The organism is Streptomyces sp. NBC_01451, assembly GCF_036227485.1.
GTDB lineage: Bacteria > Actinomycetota > Actinomycetes > Streptomycetales > Streptomycetaceae > Streptomyces.
Genome location: NZ_CP109479.1, coordinates 9245100 through 9262845, shown reverse-complemented (window position 1 = coordinate 9262845; position 17746 = coordinate 9245100). Strand labels below are relative to the sequence as shown.

At 71.7% G+C, this 17746-nt stretch carries 19 protein-coding genes; 7 read left to right on the top strand and 12 right to left on the bottom strand.

The features are described from left to right. Positions 1-24 precede the first annotated feature (24 nt). The 5 genes from OG595_RS40965 to OG595_RS40945 all read right to left on the bottom strand — a co-directional run bounded on the left by OG595_RS40965 (position 25) and on the right by OG595_RS40945 (position 4932). Positions 25-1212: a carboxylate-amine ligase gene (locus OG595_RS40965; protein WP_329283577.1), complete on the bottom strand. Its 1188-nt coding sequence runs from the start codon at positions 1210-1212 to the stop codon at positions 25-27. Positions 1213-1606: 394 nt separating this feature from the next. Continuing rightward, a complete protein-coding gene (locus OG595_RS40960) occupies positions 1607-1906 on the bottom strand; it encodes a hypothetical protein (protein ID WP_329281253.1) in 300 nt (99 codons plus the stop codon). A 223-nt stretch (positions 1907-2129) separates the two neighbouring features. Continuing rightward, entirely contained in the window at positions 2130-3290 is a 1161-nt protein-coding gene (locus OG595_RS40955; RefSeq protein ID WP_329281251.1) for an RNA polymerase sigma factor, read from the bottom strand. 4 nt (positions 3291-3294) lie between these two features. Continuing rightward, complete coding sequence (locus tag OG595_RS40950) at positions 3295-3708, bottom strand: YciI family protein (protein WP_329281249.1); 414 nt, start codon at positions 3706-3708, stop codon at positions 3295-3297. A gap of 198 nt (positions 3709-3906) precedes the next feature. Then, entirely contained in the window at positions 3907-4932 is a 1026-nt protein-coding gene (locus tag OG595_RS40945; RefSeq protein ID WP_329281247.1) for a LacI family DNA-binding transcriptional regulator, read from the bottom strand. Between the two features lie 175 nt (positions 4933-5107). Between OG595_RS40945 and OG595_RS40940 the strand changes: the two genes are divergently transcribed. The 3 genes from OG595_RS40940 (at position 5108) to OG595_RS40930 (ending at position 6746) form a co-directional block, all read left to right on the top strand. Then, on the top strand, positions 5108-5305 hold the full coding sequence (locus tag OG595_RS40940; protein WP_329281245.1) for a hypothetical protein: 198 nt from the start codon (positions 5108-5110) through the stop codon (positions 5303-5305). Between the two features lie 180 nt (positions 5306-5485). Continuing rightward, the gene (locus OG595_RS40935) at positions 5486-6142 is read left to right on the top strand and encodes an ATP-dependent Clp protease proteolytic subunit (RefSeq protein ID WP_329281243.1); all 657 of its coding nucleotides are present in this window, start codon (positions 5486-5488) and stop codon (positions 6140-6142) included. A gap of 1 nt (position 6143) precedes the next feature. After that, positions 6144-6746 carry a ClpP family protease gene (locus OG595_RS40930; protein ID WP_329281242.1) on the top strand — a complete coding sequence of 201 codons (603 nt, stop codon included), beginning with the start codon at positions 6144-6146 and terminating at the stop codon, positions 6744-6746. A 33-nt stretch (positions 6747-6779) separates the two neighbouring features. Here the strand turns inward: OG595_RS40930 and OG595_RS40925 are convergent, their stop codons facing one another. After that, on the bottom strand, positions 6780-7187 hold the full coding sequence (locus OG595_RS40925; RefSeq protein WP_329281240.1) for a helix-turn-helix domain-containing protein: 408 nt from the start codon (positions 7185-7187) through the stop codon (positions 6780-6782). Between the two features lie 96 nt (positions 7188-7283). Here OG595_RS40925 and OG595_RS40920 point away from each other — a divergent pair, with 96 nt between their 5' ends. After that, complete coding sequence (locus OG595_RS40920; protein ID WP_329281238.1) at positions 7284-8060, top strand: class I SAM-dependent methyltransferase; 777 nt, start codon at positions 7284-7286, stop codon at positions 8058-8060. Positions 8061-8346: 286 nt separating this feature from the next. Next, positions 8347-9231, top strand: coding sequence for an RNA polymerase sigma factor SigF (locus OG595_RS40915; RefSeq protein ID WP_329281236.1), 885 nt, complete (start codon positions 8347-8349; stop codon positions 9229-9231). 137 nt (positions 9232-9368) lie between these two features. On the opposite strand, the gene OG595_RS40910 is transcribed toward OG595_RS40915, so the two are convergent. Then, complete coding sequence (locus tag OG595_RS40910; protein WP_329281233.1) at positions 9369-9821, bottom strand: ATP-binding protein; 453 nt, start codon at positions 9819-9821, stop codon at positions 9369-9371. A gap of 103 nt (positions 9822-9924) precedes the next feature. Then, complete coding sequence (locus tag OG595_RS40905) at positions 9925-11256, bottom strand: DUF6777 domain-containing protein (RefSeq protein ID WP_329281231.1); 1332 nt, start codon at positions 11254-11256, stop codon at positions 9925-9927. 161 nt (positions 11257-11417) lie between these two features. Here OG595_RS40905 and OG595_RS40900 point away from each other — a divergent pair, with 161 nt between their 5' ends. Continuing rightward, positions 11418-12707, top strand: coding sequence for a streptophobe family protein (locus tag OG595_RS40900; RefSeq protein ID WP_329281230.1), 1290 nt, complete (start codon positions 11418-11420; stop codon positions 12705-12707). A gap of 33 nt (positions 12708-12740) precedes the next feature. Continuing rightward, positions 12741-13154 (top strand): nuclear transport factor 2 family protein, encoded by a 414-nt coding sequence (locus tag OG595_RS40895; RefSeq protein ID WP_329281228.1) that lies wholly within the window; start codon positions 12741-12743, stop codon positions 13152-13154. 42 nt (positions 13155-13196) lie between these two features. Here the strand turns inward: OG595_RS40895 and OG595_RS40890 are convergent, their stop codons facing one another. From OG595_RS40890 to OG595_RS40875, 4 genes are all read right to left on the bottom strand, one after another. Beyond that, positions 13197-14213 carry a serine/threonine-protein kinase gene (locus OG595_RS40890; RefSeq protein WP_329281226.1) on the bottom strand — a complete coding sequence of 339 codons (1017 nt, stop codon included), beginning with the start codon at positions 14211-14213 and terminating at the stop codon, positions 13197-13199. Next, positions 14213-14821 carry a hypothetical protein gene (locus tag OG595_RS40885; protein ID WP_329281225.1) on the bottom strand — a complete coding sequence of 203 codons (609 nt, stop codon included), beginning with the start codon at positions 14819-14821 and terminating at the stop codon, positions 14213-14215. Before OG595_RS40885 ends, OG595_RS40890 begins: the two co-directional genes overlap by 1 nt. Before the next feature lie 13 nt (positions 14822-14834). After that, entirely contained in the window at positions 14835-17186 is a 2352-nt protein-coding gene (locus tag OG595_RS40880) for an ABC transporter ATP-binding protein/permease (protein WP_329281223.1), read from the bottom strand. Between the two features lie 68 nt (positions 17187-17254). Next, positions 17255-17665: a hypothetical protein gene (locus tag OG595_RS40875; RefSeq protein ID WP_329283575.1), complete on the bottom strand. Its 411-nt coding sequence runs from the start codon at positions 17663-17665 to the stop codon at positions 17255-17257. Positions 17666-17746 lie beyond the last annotated feature (81 nt).

Below are 17746 nucleotides of genomic sequence, written 5' to 3'. Positions count from 1 at the left end.
GGCCTCATGACGTTCGCCGCCACGTCAGCGGCCGATGGCCTCCGGCGCGCCCGAGCCGAAGGGCGGACCTGTCGCGTCGGCGCCGGAGTACGGCAGGTTGACGCGGGCGGGAGAGGTCGATCTGTGGTTTCTGCGTTCGCCGCGGGTCTCGGCGATCAACAGGTCGACGCAGGCCAGCAGATCCTCTTCGCGCGCGGTACGGCGGATGCGCTCGGCGGCGCTGCCCTCGGCGAGGATCTCGTCCGTCAGTGCCCTGACGGTGCGCCAGTCGCCGTGGGACTCCAGCGCGGGGCGCAGTCGGGCGAGCAGCTTGCGCACGACCTGCGGGGCGGGCGCGTCCTTGCGCGTCCCGGGGTCGACGAGGGTGCCCTCCAGGCCGGATCGGGCGGCCCGCCAGGCGGCGCCGCGCAGCCACTCGTGCCGTCCCTGGCAGGGCGGCGCGTCGTCCTGCCCCAGCCGTTCGAGGGCCTCGGTCACCAGTGCGCGGAACAGTCCGGCGATGAGGACGACGGTCTCCGTGCGCGGGCAGGCGTCGCAGATCCGCAGTTCCAGGGTGGACAGATGGTCGGAGGGACGTATGTCGTAATAGATCATCCCGGCGTCGGTGATGATCCCGGCCCGGACCAGGTCGCGTACCGAGGCGTCGTACTCGGTCGCGCTCGGGAAGCAGCCGACCGGGCCGGCGGTGGGCCAGCGCTGCCAGAGCATCGTGCGCCAGCTGGCGTAGCCGGTGTCGGAGCCCTGCCAGAACGGTGAGCTGGCGGACAGCGCCAGGAGCACGGGCAGCCAGGGTGAGACCTCGCACATCACCCGTACCGCCGTGTCGCGGTCGGGGATGTCCACGTGGACCTGGGCGCCGCAGATGAGCTGCTCGTCGGCCACCTGCCGGTATTCCTCGACCATGTGGTGATAGCGGGCGTCTGCGGTGGGCTGCCCGGTGGAGGCGGGGGCGAGGGGCGCCGTGCCCGCGGCCACCGCGGCGAGTCCCAGCGAGGCGGCGGCCGTGTCCAGCCGCCGTCTGGTCCTGGCGAGGTCGGTGTACAGGTCGTGCAGCGATGCGTGCACTCCGCTGTTCGACTCCACGATGGACCGGTGCAGTTCGCTGGTGAAGGTCCGCTGGGGAAGCCGTCGCAGGACCTGGTCGGCTCGTGGCACGAGCAGACCGCTCTCCACCTCCAGAACGTGGAACTCTTCTTCCACTCCGATGCACATGCTCACGGTCACTCCTTGAGGCAGCAATGCCTTCCGTCCCGGGAGTTCGGTCACTCACCGGGGGGACGCGACGGCTGTGACAGGCACCGGGTTCCCCGGGTATCGACAGATAAGCTCAATTTGCACCTTTGGCCTGCCATCATCGCAGATGGGAGCACGAGCGCATCTCGTGCGGGGCGGACTGCGCGACGCCCCGGTGGGCGCGGTTGTGCGGCGGGTACCCCGTCAGCGGCACACGAGTCCGGCGGTGCCGGACGACTTCCGGACAGTTGCCCGAAGTCGTCCGGCACCGCCGGCTGCGGCGCTGTACCGATGGGGATCCGCCTCTCCCCAGGAACGTGCCGTCGTCTCCGGGGCGGGCGCCTGCCACCGCCCCGGAGACGACGGCCGGGTGTCATGCGGCGCCGGTGACCCCCGGGGCGATGAAACGCCGGTGCAGGGGACCGAACGCGGTCTCCGGAGCCCCGCCGATGCCCGCCTTCTCGATCGCGGGGGCCAGTCGCCCGGCGAAGAACGTCTGGAAGGCCTCCTCCGACTCCCAGACGTCGATCACGTGCAGCCCCTGAGTGTCGAACCAGGCCACGTGCACCTCACTGCCGTCCGGGGTCGCCTCCTCCCACCCGACGGTGTCCCGCACCATGTCGTACTGCTCGGGACTGACCCCGGCCCAACTCATCGACATCACTACAGCCATTTTCCCGCCCCCACTGTCGAGCTCCGTGTGTGCTTGAGCATCGTCCCGCCGGACCCGCCGAGGGCGAAGAGCGCACAGAGGCATGGCCTGGCCCCGCTCCACCCCCGCACGCCCGGCGTACGGCCGTGGGAGCCTCCGGGACGGCGGGCGGGCGGGGCAGGGACGGAGTGCGGGGCCTGTCGAGACCCGCGGGGTCTCTGCCTCGGCCTGCGGCTCAGTACCGTCAGCGGCTGCGGCGAGCGTTGAGCCGGGCGGCCTGGCGGGTCAGGTGGTCGCGTTCGGCGAGGTTGGGTGCCTTCCGGGCCGCCTCGGCGTAGAGCCGTGCCGCGGTCACCAGGTCGCCGTCGCGCTCGTGGAGGTAGGCCGCCACCGCGGTGCGGCGGGGCAGTGTGTCGTCGTCCAGCGCGGCGAGGGCCGCCAGGCCGGCTCGCGGTCCGTCGGCCTCGCCAACGGCCACCGCGCGGTTGAGGCGGACGACGGGACTGTCGGTCAGACGCGCGAGTTCGTCGTACCACTCGACGATCTGTACCCAGTCGGTCTCCTCGGCGGTGCGGGCGTCGGCGTGGAGGGCGGCGATGGCGGCCTGCGCCTGGAACTCGCCCAGCCGGTCGCGGGAGAGGGCCGCCTGCAGGATCCCGACACCCTCGGCGATGGCCCCGGTGTCCCATCGGCCGCGGTCCTGCTCGGCGAGGGGCACCAGGCTGCCGTCGGATGCGGTGCGGGCCGTACGCCGGGCGTGGTGCAGCAGCATGAGGGCGAGGAGCCCCGCCACCTCGGGATGGTCGACGTGGGCCGCGAGCTGCCGGGTGAGACGGATGGCCTCGGCGGCGAGGTCGACGTCGCCGGAGTAGCCCTCGTTGAAGACCAGGTAGAGGACGCGCAGCACGGTGGCGACGTCGCCCGGCCGGTCGAACCGTACGCCGGAGACGGTGCGCTTGGCCCGGCTGATGCGCTGGGCCATGGTCGCCTCGGGCACCAGGTAGGCCTGGGCGATCTGGCGGGTGGTCAGCCCGCCGACGGCGCGGAGCGTGAGCGCGACCGCGGACGAGGGTGTCAGCGACGGGTGGGCGCACAGGAAGTAGAGCTGGAGTGTGTCGTCCGTCGCGGGCGTGGGTCCGGGCGCCGGTTCCTCATCGACACGGTCCTCGCGGCGGCGGCGGGCGGTGTCCGCGCGCGTCGCGTCGAGGTACCGGCGCCACGCCACGGTGACCAGCCAGCCCTTCGCGTCCCGAGGCGGGTCGGCCGGCCAGACACGGACCGCCTCGACCAGGGCGTCCTGCACCGCGTCCTCGGCCGCCGCGAAGTCTGCTCCGCGGCGGACGAGGACGGCGAGCACGCTCGGTGTGAGGCTCCGGAGCAGGGCCTCGTTCACCCCGGGGGTCATCGCGTCAGTGGCACTCTGTGATGGTGGGCGGCGCGGACAGGAACGGGCGCAGCTCCAGCCACTCGTGGATCGGCTTGCCGCCCGCTCCCGGGGCGGCCGACAACTCCCCGGCCAGCTCGACGGCCCGCTCGTAGCTGTCGACGTCGATCACCATCCAGCCGGCGATGAGGTCCTTCGTCTCGGCGAACGGGCCGTCGGTGACCGGCGGGCGCCCCTCACCGCCGTACTGCACCCACGTGCCCTCGGGGGCGAGCGCCTGACCGTCGACGAACTCGCCCGTCTTCTCGAGCCGGTCCGCGAAGTCGCGCATGTACTGGACGTGGTCCGAGATCTCCTGCGGCGTCCACTTGTCCATGGGGATGAAACCGACCGGAGCCGGAGCGCCGCGGTAGTGCTTGAGCAGCAGGTACTTGGCCATCGTGGTTCTCCTCCGTGCTGGTGCGACCCATTGTGGCCGCCTTCACTACGGGGACGGAGCCGGGCACGGGTTCTCGACATCACCGCTCGGAATCTTCTGGAATTTCTTCGCAGGACGATGTCGAGGCCACGGTTTCACATGGTCACGCCGCCTCCGGCGCAGAGTCAGCCACCGGGGCGGGCGAGCCGGGGCGGGCCGTCAGACGTCGGCCGCCGGCGTCGGGGCGGGTCCGGTGCTGGTGCGCAGGGAGATGGGCGGCGCGAGGAGGTGGTGGCGTGGCGTCGCGCCGGGGTGGTCGAGCCGCTCGACGAGCAGTTCGACGGCGAGCCGGCCCAGCTGCTCGGCCGGTACGTCCGCCGCGGTGAGCTGCGGGGTCACGGTCTCCGCCCAGCGGCCCGCCACGACCCCGGTGATGGAGAAGTCGCGCGGCACGTGCCGTCCTGCCACGGCCAGGCCCCGGTAGAGGCCGCCGAGCGCGGCCTCGTTCAGGGTGACCAGCGCCGTGGTGTCCGGGTCCTCGTGGAGGATCCGCTCCAGGCACTCCTGCCCGGAAGGGGCGTCGTCGCCGCAGCAGTACGTCCGTACGGTGAGCCCTCGTTCGGCGGCGGCCTTGGTGAAGCCGTCGAGGCCGCGGTGCGCGGACTCGTAGCCGGCCCGCAGCAGGTGCTCGGGCCGGTTCACGAAGGCGATCCGGCGGTGTCCCAGGTCGGCGAGATGGTTGACGCAGGCCGCAGCGAGCGCGGTGTGGTCGAGCCCGACCCACCAGTCCCGGTCCGGGCGGGCCGTGCGGCCGATACAGACGGCGGGGAAGTTCTCCTCGCCCAGGTGGTCGACCCGGTCGTCCTGGAGCCTGATCTCCATGAGGATCGCGCCGTCGACCCGCCGCTCGGCCAGCAGCCGCTGGAACGAGCGGTCGCTGTCCACGCCGCTCGGGGAGAGAAGCACGTCGTAGTCGTACGCCGCCGCGGCCTCCACCACGCTGCCGATGAAGTCGAGTTGCATGCCGGTGTAGTGGTTTCCGGCCGGCGGGAAGACCAGGCCGATGGTGCTGGTCCGGCCGTTGGCCAGGGCGCGTGCGCTGGCGTTGGGCCGATAGCCCAGTTCGTCGATCACCTGCTGGATCCTGCGCCGGGTCTCCTCCGACACGGAGCGTTTGCCGCTCAGGGCGTAGGAGACGGTGCTCCGCGAGACACCGGCCCGCCGGGCGATCTCACCGATGTTCACGCCACTCCTTCGTCGAACCGGTTCGCGTGAAGGCAAGCTAGAAGTGTCGGCGGCCGATGTCAATATCGGGTGCGGCCCTCCGCTTCCTCGTCGGCCCTCCGTGGTGCAGATATCCCTCACCGTCTGTGGGCGGCGCCAGCTTCCGGCCCGCACTCTTCGAACCGGTTCGACTCTCGTGACGGTTCACTTCACGAAGCCTCGGGGCGACGCACCTGCGGCAGAACCAGAGCCGGCGCCGACACGACCGCCGTCACCGCCGGAACTGCCCGACTTCAACGGCGACACCTACGGCCAGTACGACCGGCGGTTCCCCTGCGTGCCGGTCATCGACCGCGTCTGCGCGACTCCCCTCGCGGAGCAGCAGCCCGCGTGACGACCAGGCCCGGGCCTTGCTCGGCCCGGGCCCTCTGCCGTCAGCGAATCTGCTGCGGGCCGAGAAACCGGCCGTTGGCGTCGAGTCGGGCCGAGAGTGGGAATCGCGAAGCCGTCCGCCGCACGAAATCCACGACCCACGAACGCAAGCCAACGAACGACGACTCGACGAGGAGCCCCTATGTCCCTGCTCACCGCCGCCGGTCCCCGGCCGGCACTGCTGCCCCGGGCCGAGGAGGGCGACACCCCGCCCTCCCGGTTCGACGACCATCTCGCCGCCCAACTGCTCGCCCAGCGCATCGTGTTCCTCGGTACGCAGGTCGACGAGGTCTCGGCGAACCGGATCTGCGTCCAGCTGCTCCTGCTGTCGGCGGAGGACCCGCGCACCGACATCAGCCTGTACATCAACAGCCCCGGCGGCTCGGTGACGGCGGGCCTCGCCATCTACGACACCATGCAGCTGATCCCGAACGACGTGTCCACGCTCGCCATGGGATTCGCGGCCAGCATGGGCCAGTTCCTGCTCAGCGTGGGCGCGCCCGGCAAGCGGTACGCGCTGCCGAACGCACGGATCATGATGCACCAGCCCTCGGCCGGCATCGGCGGCACCACCGCCGACATCGAGATCCAGGCGGAGAACCTGGAGTTCACGAAGCGTTCCGTCGAGCGGATCACCGCCCGGCACACCGGTCAGAGCGAGGAGACGATCTCGCGGGACGGCGACCGCGACCGCTGGTTCACGGCCGAACAGGCCAAGGAGTACGGCATGGTGGACCAGGTGGTCGGCTCGCTGGCCGACGTCCGCCCTGCCGCCTCACGACGACGGATGGGGCTCTGACATGGGGACGTACACGATTCCGAACGTCGTCGAGCGCACCCCGCAGGGCGAGCGGTCGTACGACGTGTTCAGCCGGCTGCTGGCCGAGCGGATCATCTTCCTCGGCACCGAGATCGACGACGGCGTGGCCAACGTCGTGATCGCGCAACTCCTGCACCTGGAGTCGTCGTCACCGGAGCAGGAGATCGCCATCTACATCAACTCGCCCGGCGGCTCGTTCACTTCGCTCATGGCGATCTACGACACCATGACCTACGTACAGGCGCCGATCTCGACCTTCTGTGTCGGGCAGGCCGCCTCGACGGCGGCTGTACTGCTCGCCGGAGGTGATCCCGGGCGCCGGTTCGTCCTCGAACACGCGCGGGTGCTGCTGGGCCAGCCGGCGAGCGGCGGTCACCGGGGCACGGTCTCCGACCTGGCCGTCCAGGCCCGGGAGATGGTCCGGATCCGCGCCCAGGTCGAGGAGGTGCTCTCGCGGCACACGCACCACGACGTGCCGACGCTGCGCGCGGACATGGACCGCGACAAGGTGTTCACCGCCGCGGAGGCGGTGGCGTACGGCCTGGCGGACGAGGTGGTGAGCCGACGCCTCGTCAACATCTGACGGCGGCGCCTCCGACGGGCGCGAGCCGGGCCGTCAGGCGGCCAGGCAGAGCCCGTTGTACGGCGCGGAAGTCGTCGTACGCCCACGGGTACGGCTCCGGGTGTGCCGTGTCAGCTCGTTCTGGGCCAGGGACAGCAGGTCTCCCAGGCCCAGACCGAGAGCCCCGGCGGCTGCCGCGAGGACCTCCGAGGAGGCTTCCTTGCGGCCCCGCTCCAGCTCCGACAGGTACGGCATGGAGATCCTGGCCGCGTCCGCCACATCCTTGAGGGTGCGTTCCTGGGCGAGCCGTTCGCGGCGCAGGACGTCGCCGACGAGGTCACGGAAGAGCGGTTCCCTGGGCGCGGGCCGCGCCGGGGCCACCGGTGCGGCGGGCGCCGGTGCCGGCGTGCTCTTCGGACGCAGCGGGATCACACGGGCCTGGTTCGGCGCTTGGTTGCTCACCCCCTCAGCCTAAAAGCCGTCGCTTCCGGGGGAAGGGGTCGGCATTCTGCCCTGGGTGGAATCACCACGACGGGACGGACGGGCCGAGGGGCGAACATGCTGCGTGACACATTCGACGAGGCGGCGGAACTGTACGACCGGGCCCGCCCCCGCTATCCCCAGCCCCTGGTGGACGACCTGGCCCGCGCGGCCGGACTCGGCCCGGGCAGCCGCGTCCTGGAGGTCGCCCCGGGTACCGGCCAGCTCACCGTCCCGCTGGCCGCGTCGGGATGCCGGCTCACCGCCGTCGAGCTGGGCCCGTCCCTCGCGGAGGTGACCCGGCGCAACCTGCGGGCGTTCCCGCTGGCGGAGGTGACGGTCGCCGACTTCGAACACTGGCCGCTGCCGCCCGAACCCTTCGACCTGGTCGCCTGTGCGACCGCGTTCCACTGGCTCGACCCGGCGGTACGGCTGCCCAGGATGGCCCGGGCGCTCCGGCCGGGCGGGCTGCTCGCGCTCGTCATGACGCACCATGTCAAAGGCGGCACCGTCGACTTCTTCGAGCGGGTACAGCGCTGCTACGAGCAGTGGGACCCGGCCACGCCGCCCGGCCTGCGCCAGGTCGACGAGTCGGACACGGCGACGGACACCGGGGAGTTGGACCGGTCCGAGCACTTCGGCCGGGTCACCGTCCGGCGCCACACCCAGGACATCGTGTACTCGGTCGACGAGTACATCGACGTCCTGCTCACCTACTCCAACCACCGCGCGCTGGACGCGGCCTCGCGCCATGGCCTGCTCGCCGGTATCCGGGATCTGATAGAGACGCGGTACGGCGGCCGGATCACCAAGCGCTACCTCCACGAGCTGATCATGGCGACACGGGTCGCCTGAGCCCGGCCACAACCCTCAGCACCGGGTTCTCTACGCCGATCAACTGATCACCTTCACCCACGATCACCCCATAATGTCTACGTCGGCTCCACGACCGGCCCCACGTTCCTTACCGCCAGGTCAGCCCCCGCGGTTCCGGATGCCTCGCACACCTCGCGTCCACCGGTCTTTTTGCAGAGGGCAATGTTTGTGGCATGCCCTGAGCCCGACGGGGTACGCGCAGTCAGGAAGCGTTCCATCGTCCGTAGCTCGCAGCTCGATGTATTCGTGGGAGAGGTAACAGGTAATGGACACCGCCATGATCCGGTCGAAGGCAGAGGTCGTCGTGGACACCGCCGGAGCCAGGACGGGTGACGCCCTGCCCGGAATCCCGGAACCGCGAAAGGTGGCCCCGCGTGACGCGCGGGAGCTGTCCCGCCAGTTCTTCAGGCGTATGGATGAACTCGAGGAGGGCACGCGCGAGCACCAGTACGCGCGCAACACCCTCATTGAGATGAACATGTCGCTCGTACGGTTCGCCGCGGGGCGTTTCCGGGGGCGCGGCGACGACATGGAGGACATCGTCCAGGTCGGCATGATCGGCCTGATCAAGGCCATCGACCGGTTCGAACTGTCCCGCGAGGTGGAGTTCACGTCGTTCGCGGTGCCGTACATCGTGGGTGAGATCAAGCGGTTCTTCCGCGACACGACCTGGGCGGTGCACGTGCCGCGCCGCCTCCAGGAGCTGCGCGTCGAGCTGGCGAAGGCGCGCGAGGAACTGTCGAGCAGGCTGGACCGCGATCCGACGGTGGCCGAACTCGCCACGCTGATGAACCTGTCCGAGGACGAGGTGGTCGAGGGCCAGATCGCCTCCAACGGCTACAACTCCTCCTCCCTCGACGCAGCGTTGACCGGCGACGGGCCCGACGACGGCGAGGCGGTGCTGGCCGACTTCATCGGGGTCGAGGAACACGGGATGCGACTGGTCGAGGACTTCCAGTCCCTCGCCCCGCTGCTTGCCGACCTCAGCGACCGGGACCGGCGGATCATCCATCTGCGCTTCGTCGAGGAGGCCACCCAGGCGGAGATCGGTGAGCTGCTCGGCTGCTCGCAGATGCATGTCTCCCGGCTGATCAAGCGCATCATCACGCAGCTGCGCGAGGGCATGCTCGGCGAGCTGGACTACGCCTGACCCATCGGTTGATCCGACCGCCACGCTCAGTAATCGAAGTCGGCCATGGAGTCGGGACCGGCAAGTCCGGTCCCGACTCCATGGCCGTCCCGACGCACCGCCCGGCTCGTGGCCAAGCTGAATGGCTATGGCCGAGCTCAATGGCTGAGTGGCAGCACGGCCCGTACGTACTTGCCGACCGGCACCCGGCGGGCGGTCACCTCGGTGGCGAGCGCGTGGACGATCTCCAGGCCGTGCCGGCCGATCCGCTCCGGGTCCCGCGGGTAGCGCAGGGGCAGCGCGGCACTGCTGTCGTACACGGACACCGTCACCGAGGTGTCCGTGCCCTCCAGGTCGAGGACGTACGGGCCGTGACTGTGCCGGTCCGCGTTGGTGACCAACTCGCTGACCACCAGGACCAGCTCCCCGTCGACGCGCTTGTCCCTCGGGGCGCACCATTCCTTCCTGAGCTGTTCGAGGAAGTTCTCGGCGAAGGCGCGTGCCTCCGCGATGCAGCCCGGCTCGCCGGTGAAGTGCGCCGCCCTTCGTAGCGGTTCGACGGGATCGCCGAAACCAGTCGGTATCACTGCTCCGCCCAGATGTTCGATCATGCGCCGCTCTCTCGGTGGCCGGTCCGGCCGGACCCGGTCGCATCACTGCTCGTACCCCGAGCCGCGCGCCGCAGTCCCCCGTCCCCCGGGCCTCCCCTGAACCTCAGGAGGACGGTGGGGTCGACGCCGGCTCGGGCGCCGTGTCGGAGAGGCCGTCGTCGGGCGGGGACTGGGGTGACGCGGGCACCGAGGACGGAGGCTGCACGGCCGGGGGCGAGGAGGGAGGCGCGCTCGATGTCGGAGGGCAGGGTGTGACGGACGGGCTCGCGGTGTCCGGTGTGGCCGGTGACGCGGGCGAGGCCGGTGTCCCGGTCGGGGTGCCGGGTGAGGACACGCACGGCAGCGGCGACTGCGGCGGCAGCAGGCCGGGCGACGCGGACGTGGGCTCCGAGGACGCCGCCGAGGGCGCCGACGAACTCACCGACGGGCTCGGCCCCTCGACCGGCGGATCGGTCTTCCGGTCGTGCCCGCCCGTGTCGCCCTGGCGGCGGTGGAACCAGTCGCCGCGCTCGGGGTCGTAGACGACGAAGACGTTGATGACCGTGGTCGCGGGCGCCACGACGACCACGTTCGAGGAACGGTACGAGGACCACGCGTCGCCCTTCACGTGCGGGGCGCTCCGCTGTCGTACCGGGTCGGTGAGCGGGTTGCCGCAGGCGCAGCGCACGCGCGGTCGGCCCCGGTCGTCGACGAGGACCGCCGTTCCGGTCTGGAGGACGGCCTGGAAGCTGGTGGCGGCGGCGTCGCGGTAGCCGTGGTTGGTGACGCGGGTGTCCATGCGCAGCTGCACGGGGGTGAGTGAGCGCAGGTACGCGGGGACGGCGGCCGGCCGGAGGCCCAGGACCGAGGCGAACGCCCCGTTCTTCGCGGGGGCAGCCCCGAGTACCCGGATCTGCTTCTCCACGTCGCAGCTGGCGACCTTGCGTGTGCCGCCGTACAGGCCGGGAGCACCGCCGTCCACGCCCCGGACGGCGTTCGAGGCGGCCGTCGCCGAGCCGGTGGCCGTGGGGGTCGTGGCCGGCGGGGCGGAGCTGTCCCTGGCCGTGGACTCGGTGAAGGGGTCGGGGCCCGACTTGTCCGCGGCCTGGAGGAAGACCTCGCCGCCCGCCTGGTCGGTGGTGCCGTCGGAGCGGGTGAGAACGACGATCAGGGCCACGGCGGCCACGACCGAGGTGACCAGCACGGCGATGCGGGGCACCGACCTCCACCAGGGCCGGTCGCCGCCGGGAACCGGCCCGGTGCCGGGCCCGCCGCCCGCGCCTCCGTCACCGCCGCTTCCCCCACTTCCCCCGCTCCGCCCGGTTTCCCCGACTCCCCCGCCTCCGCTGTCGGCGGGCGGCCGGGACGGTGGTCCCGCGGGCGGCCGGGAGGGGCCCGACAAGGGGCCGGAGGGCGGTCCTGTGGGGCGGCCGGAGGACGGCTGTTCGACGCTCACGGGCTCTTCTTCCGACGTGGGCTCCTGCGGCATCCACCCCGATTTAAGCCGCTTTCTTCCACAACGTTCCCATTGTGCGCCCTGGTCCCGGGTCGCCCGCAAGCCGACGCCCCCGTTCCTCCCGACAGGCGCACCGCCCGAGAGCTGCCTAGCGTGGCAGGGTGAGCACGCGAACCCCCGCTCCCGTGCCGACGTTCGCCGAGGAGCGGACCGTCTCCCGGCACGGCTGGGCACAGGCCCTGGCCGCGGTGCTGACCGGACTGGGCGCCATGGTGCTGACGGCCGGTCTGGCGCTGTGGGCGGCGGGTGCGGGCGATCTGCCGGACGGCGCGTTCCCCCGGGTCGTCGCGGCCACCGTCGTGACAGCGGTCGGCGGCACGGTCGAACTCACGGGTGACGCCGGAGACCTCGCCGAGACCGCGGGTGGCCTGACCGTGATGCCGCTGTCGGTGACGCTCGTCGGGGCGCTGGTGACGGGTGCGGGTTTCCTGCGCCCGCTGCGGCACCGGGCCGTCGCCGGGGCTCCCGAGCTGGCCGGCTGGGCCGCGCGCATCGCCGTCCTGTGGCTGCTGGGCCTGGGCGGTCTGGCGTTCGCGGCCCGCCAGACCTTCGCGGTCTCGCTGGGCGACGGAACCCTCGCCGACATCGGCGACGTCTTCGGCGCCGCACCGCAGATCGGCTTCACGGCCGACGTACCACTGACGCTCCTCGCGGGCCTGCTGTGGCTGGCGGGCGTACTGGCGCTGGCCCTGCTGGTCTCGCGCGGGGCCCCGCTGCCGCCGCGGCTGCTGCGATTCCAGGAGTCGGTACGTCCGGCCGCGTACGCCATGGTCGTGCTGCTGCTCGCCTTCGTGGCCCTCGGGACGGTGATCGGGCTCGTGGTGGCGGTGACGCGCGGACAGCCCGCGCAGTCGCTCGCGCTGGTCCTGCTCGGCATGCCGAACCTGGTGTGGCTGGCCCTGACCACCGGCCTGGGAGTCACTTGGGAGGGGCGCGTCGAAGGTCCCTTCGGGCTGCCGATGCCGCACGTCCTCGACGAGGTGCTGCGCACCCCGGACACCGCCACGCTCAACCTGAGCACCCTCTCCGGCTACGACGGCAGGGTGTGGTGGCTGGTTGCCGTCGACGCGGTGCTGCTGCTGGCCGCCGCGTTCCTGATGGCGGCGCGCTCACCGGCCCGCACGCGGGCCTGGCAGCACGCCGTGCACATGGCGGTCGCACTCGCGCTGACAGTCCTGATGATCTGCCTGCTCGGCCGGATCTCCGCCCACTACGGGCTGTCCGTGCTCGGCGTCGGCGACCTCGGCGGCAACCTCTCCGGCAGCCTGTTCCTGCGCCCGCGGCTGTGGGGTGCACTCGGTCTGGCCCTGCTGTGGGGGCTGGTCACCGGGTTCCTGGGCGCGCTGTCGGCCCGGCGGGTGCACCGGCGGGGCAGGGTCGGAAACCGTTAGGCGGGGTTCCGGCGGCCGTGGGAGCGTGGCCCCATGACGTTGACTGCCGAAGACCGTTTGGCCGTCGGGGAGTTGATCGCGCTGCACGGTCACCTCGTCGACGAGGGACACCTCGACCGCACGGCGGAGGTGTTCACCGAGGACGTGGTGTACGACCTGTCCGACTTCGGCCAGGACCTCGTCACCGGCCTCGCCGCGCTCACGGACGCGGCGCTCGCCCGCGGTCCGGCGAACCCCGTCGCCCACCACGTCACGAACGTGGTCGTCACCGAGACACCCGACGGCCGCGTCCACGCCCGTTCCAAGGGACTGGGCGTCATGGCTGACGGCACCTGCGGGTCCGTGACGTACGACGACACGGTGGTCCGGTTCGACGGGGGCTGGCGGATCTCGTACCGGAAGGTGTCCGCGCGACGGGTGCCGTTGGGCGGGCCGGGGCCACGGTGATACCGGCCGCATCAGCGCGAAGTCCCCTACCCCGACGTCCCGTTACCCCCACCGCCGGTGACCCTGCCGCGTGAACACCGGGCGGGCCCAGGCCGGCGGCCTCGGTGGCCGTTCCTCGCCGGTTTCGGGCAGCCGGACCACCTGCGTGGGCGCGTGGCCTGCGTGCACGGCTCCGGTGGAGGCGGCGCGGAGGGCGGCGACGAAGTCGAGGCAGGAGTCGTAGCGGTCGTCGGGGTTCTTGGCGAGGGCCTTCGCGAACACCGGGTCGACGGCGGCGGGGAGTTCGGGGTGCTGCTCGGTCAGCGGTGGTGGCTGGTCGTACTGGTGTGCCCACAGCAGGGCCATGTCGTCGTCGCGCTGGAAGGGCGGGCGGCCCGCCAGGATCTCGTGGACGACGCACGCGAAGCCGTAGACGTCGCAGCGGCCGTCGACCGGGCGCCCCGAGATCTGCTCGGGCGACACGTAGTCGAGGGTGCCGACGAACTGGCCGACGGTCGTGAAGCCGGTGAGCGACAGCGACTTCTTCGTCAGGCCGAAGTCGGTGAGGTAGACGTGCTCGGGATGTTCGGTGTCGGTGCCCCGGGCGACCAGGATGTTGCCGGGTTTGACGTCCCGGTGGACCAGACCGTGTTCGTGGGCGGCGTCGAGCGCCGAGGCGACCTGGGCGGCGATACGGATGGCGGCGGGAAGCCGCAACGGGCCCTCTCGGTCGAGGAGATGACGCAGGTCGCTGCCTTCGACGTACCGCATCGCGATGTAGAGGACGCCGTCCGTCTCGTCGGCCTCGAAGACGGGGACGATGTGCGGATGGTCGATCGCGGCGGCCACCCGGGACTCGTGGGTGAAGCGTCTGCGGAAGGTGTCGTTGCGGGCGAGTTCCGGGGCGAGGAGTTTCAGGGCGACGGTCCGGTCGAGACGCAGGTCCTTGGCCCGGTAGACGACGGCCATGCCGCCTCGGCCGATCTCCTCCTCGACGCGGTAGCCGGCGATCTGTGTCCCGAGCAGGTCGGAGGGCCGTCCCGCGTGCGACCGCGTGTCGTGGTCCGGGTCGCGCGCCATCAGCCGCCACCACTGCCCAGGCCGCCGCCGTCGTCCCTGACGACCTGGGTGGGCGCGTGGCCCAGGTCGGGCACCACCTGGGTCGGCTCCCGCGCCGGGGCGGCGGGTTCCCGGTCGGCGGCGTACGTGCTCAGCCGGGTGCCGTCGGTGTACACCCAGCGCTCGTGCTCGGCGTCGTACAGCCACACGGACTCGCCGTCGACGACGATCCCGATCCGCTGTCCGCGCGTACGGCCCCGGAACGACTCCCGGTCGAGCTCGCCCCCGGTCAGCTCCTCCACGGCCTCGCGGTAGCCGGCGAGCGCTTCTGCGGCGCGGGCCAGCAGGGGCCGTGGGTCGGCGGTGCGGGCGAGCGGGGCGCCGGCGGCGGGCGGGTCCTGCGGTACGGCGACCAGGAGCCGTCCGTCGACCCAGGCGGACCAGCCGTTCGCGCACCGGACGTGCCCCCAGTCGCCGCGCCGTTCGACCAGCTCGACCGGCAGCAGCGCGTCGAGGGGCACGGTGGGCCGGGACGGGTCGGGCGCGTCCCAGGCGGCCAGGCCGTCCTGCGGGACGACGTGCGTGGGCCGGAACCCGGAGATCTGGTATCCGTATCCGGGGGACGTCATCTCACCCACCCCTCTACTTCCGCATGACGGCCGGTTCGTGCCGCCGCAGCAGCCGGAGGACCAGGTACCCGAAGACCACCGACAGCACGACCAGCATCCCCGCGTCGATCAGCCAGACCCCGGCGGAGTGTTCGAACAGCGGGTCGCCGGTCAGTTCGCCGGGGACGATCCGCGACAGTCCGATCGTGCCCGCCATCGCGCCGAGCGCCCACCGGGAGGGCACCAGCCAGGAGAGCTGTTCGATGCCGGGGACACCGTCGAGTTTGAGCAGGGCCCCGCAGAACACCACCTGGACGATGGCCAGCAGCACGAGCAGCGGCATCGTCACCTCCTCCTTGCGGACCAGAGCCGAGACCAGCAGGCCGAGCATCATCGCCGTGAAGGAGAGCAGCGCGACGGAGACCGTGATCTCCACGAGGGGTGGCATCAACACGCCTTCCCCGCCAGGCGCGTCGAGGTCGACGCCGAGCAGGGCGACGAGGGTCAGTACGACGGCCTGGGCGACGGTGATCGTCCCGAGGACCACGACCTTCGACATCAGATACGCCAATCTGGACAGCCCGACGGCCCGTTCGCGCTGGTAGATCACGCGTTCCTTCACCAACTCGCGCACGGCGTTGGCCGCACCGGTCAGGACGCCGCCGACACACAGGATGAGCAGCGCGTTCATCGCCGTCTCCTGGGTGAGCCGGCTCCCGGCGAGCGCACGGGCCATCGCGCCCATCACGAACGGCAGCGCGATCATGATGGCGAGGAAGGTGCGGTCGGCGCTCAGGGCGGCCGTGTAGCGGCGGACGAGGGTGCTCAGCTGGGCGCCCCAGCTCTGTGGCTTGGGCGGGGGCGGGGCGGCGTCGACCGGGCCCGACCTCGGCAGCCGGGGCTGGGCGGTCGAGTCGACGATGTACTGCCCGTGGAAGGGTGAGGCGCGGTACTCCCCCGCCCAGTCCCGTTCCTGGTCGCGCTCGAAGGCCTCGAACGCCTCGGGCCACTGCTCGTACCCGAAGAAGGCGAGGGTGTCCGCTGGCGGCCCGTAGTAGGCGACCCTGCCGCCGGGCGCGAGGACGAGCAGCCGGTCGCAGACGTCGAGGCTGAGCACACTGTGGGTGACGACGATGACGGTCCGGCCGTCGTCGGCGAGACCGCGCAGCATGTGCATCACCGAGCGGTCCATCCCCGGGTCGAGGCCCGAGGTCGGCTCGTCGAGGAAGAGCAGCGACGGCTTGGTGAGTAGTTCCAGGGCCACGCTGACCCGTTTGCGCTGGCCACCGGAGAGGCTGTGGACGGGCTGGTGGAGGCGCTGTTCCAGGCCGAGTTCGCGCACCACCTCGTCCACGCGGGCCCGTCGTTCCGCCTTCGCCGTGTCCTGCGGGAAGCGGAGTTCGGCGGCGTAGGTGAGGGCTCCGCGCACGGTCAGCTGGGCGTGCAGGATGTCGTCCTGCGGGACCAGGCCGATGCGCTGGCGCAGTTCGGCGTAGTCGCGGTAGAGGTCGCGCCCGTCGTACAGGACCGTGCCGTGGTCGGCGGGGCGCAGGCCGGTCAGGGCGTTGAGGAGGGTGGACTTGCCGGCGCCGCTGGGTCCGACGACCGCGAGCAGGCACTTCTCCCCCACCGGGAAGGACACGCCTTCCAGGAGTGTCCGGCGGCCGTGGTCGACGGCGACGGTGAGGTCCTGCACGTCGAGGGAGACCTCGCCGGTGTCGACGTACTCCTGGAGCTGGTCGCCGACCAGGCAGAACGCGGAGTGGCCGACGCCGACGATGTCACCGGGCGTGACGATCGCCCGGGCGACGGGTGCGCCGTTGAGGAACGTGCCGTTGTGGCTGCCGAGGTCGACGATCTCGTACGTGCCGTCCGGGTGGGCGCGCAGTTCGGCGTGCCGGCGGGAGACGACGAGGTCGTCGACGACCAGGTCGTTGTCGGCGGCGCGGCCGATGCGGACGGTACGGGCGGACAGGGGCCGGACGGTGGTGGGCTGCCGGAAGGTGCCTGTCAGGGAAGGCATCGAGACTCCGGCGACCGCCGAGGGGCGCTCACGGACCGGCGGGGGCGGGCTGACCAGGACGGCGCGCGGTCCGTCGCCGGGGCTGCCGAAGCGCAGGACGCAGCCGGGTCCGACGTCCTGTTCGTGGATGCGCAGGCCGTCGGCGTACGTGCCGTTGGTGCTGTTCTCGTCCTCGACCGTCCAGTGGCCGCCCTCGGGCCGCAGCACCGCGTGGTGCCACGAGACCCGGGCGTCGTCGATGACGATCTCGCTGAGCGGGTCGCGTCCGACGTGATAGTCGCGGCCCGGACTCATCACCGTGGAGCCCGTCTCCGTCTGCAGGACGAGTTCGGGCGCGGTCGGCGCGACCGAGCGGTCTACCATGCCCAGAATTCTAGCGATTCGTCCGCATATACGCCTGGCCAGCCCGGGGGCAGCGGGGGCCTCGGCGGCTAGGCGACCGGTACGACCAGTGCCGGGTTGGTCCGCTGCATTCGCAGCGCGTCCACGGATTCGGCGAGGAGTTCGTACTCGGCGGTCTCGTCGTACGTGGCGATCCGGACCAGTCGGCCGGCCGCCAACTCGTCGGCCACCAGCTCCTGTTGGTACGGGTCCATGGACCAGGTGCGCAGCAGTCCGGGCACGTCGGGCACGGTGGCGGCCACCGGGATGAGCGAGTTCGGTGGGAAGTACAGTTCGTCGGGCTGCGGATCGAGCCGTTCGGCGATCCAGTTCGCCCGGTCCCGCAGCCACCACAGGGCCAGCGCCAGGGTGGGAGCGCGGTAGGTGCCCAGCGGTACGCCGATACGCCGGCCCGCGCAGACTCCGTACGCCGTGACATGGCAAAGGAACTCGTCGTGCACGATCTTTCCCCCGATCGCCCGCCGGCCGTGCCTCGCTTTCCGTGCGACTCGCTCGCTGTACGCGTTGGTGCTGGTCACTCG

Bases quoted from the DNA above. Each gene is read 5' to 3' on its own strand.
- OG595_RS40965 (WP_329283577.1), bottom strand. From the start codon at position 1,212: ATGTGCATCGGAGTGGAAGAAGAGTTCCACGTTCTGGAGGTGGAGAGC.
- OG595_RS40960 (WP_329281253.1), bottom strand. From the start codon at position 1,906: ATGGCTGTAGTGATGTCGATGAGTTGGGCCGGGGTCAGTCCCGAGCAG.
- OG595_RS40955 (WP_329281251.1), bottom strand. From the start codon at position 3,290: ATGACCCCCGGGGTGAACGAGGCCCTGCTCCGGAGCCTCACACCGAGC.
- OG595_RS40950 (WP_329281249.1), bottom strand. From the start codon at position 3,708: ATGGCCAAGTACCTGCTGCTCAAGCACTACCGCGGCGCTCCGGCTCCG.
- OG595_RS40935 (WP_329281243.1), top strand. From the start codon at position 5,486: ATGTCCCTGCTCACCGCCGCCGGTCCCCGGCCGGCACTGCTGCCCCGG.
- OG595_RS40930 (WP_329281242.1), top strand. From the start codon at position 6,144: ATGGGGACGTACACGATTCCGAACGTCGTCGAGCGCACCCCGCAGGGC.
- OG595_RS40920 (WP_329281238.1), top strand. From the start codon at position 7,284: ATGCTGCGTGACACATTCGACGAGGCGGCGGAACTGTACGACCGGGCC.
- OG595_RS40915 (WP_329281236.1), top strand. From the start codon at position 8,347: ATGGACACCGCCATGATCCGGTCGAAGGCAGAGGTCGTCGTGGACACC.
- OG595_RS40910 (WP_329281233.1), bottom strand. From the start codon at position 9,821: ATGATCGAACATCTGGGCGGAGCAGTGATACCGACTGGTTTCGGCGAT.
- OG595_RS40895 (WP_329281228.1), top strand. From the start codon at position 12,741: ATGACGTTGACTGCCGAAGACCGTTTGGCCGTCGGGGAGTTGATCGCG.
- OG595_RS40890 (WP_329281226.1), bottom strand. From the start codon at position 14,213: ATGGCGCGCGACCCGGACCACGACACGCGGTCGCACGCGGGACGGCCC.
- OG595_RS40885 (WP_329281225.1), bottom strand. From the start codon at position 14,821: ATGACGTCCCCCGGATACGGATACCAGATCTCCGGGTTCCGGCCCACG.
- OG595_RS40880 (WP_329281223.1), bottom strand. From the start codon at position 17,186: ATGGTAGACCGCTCGGTCGCGCCGACCGCGCCCGAACTCGTCCTGCAG.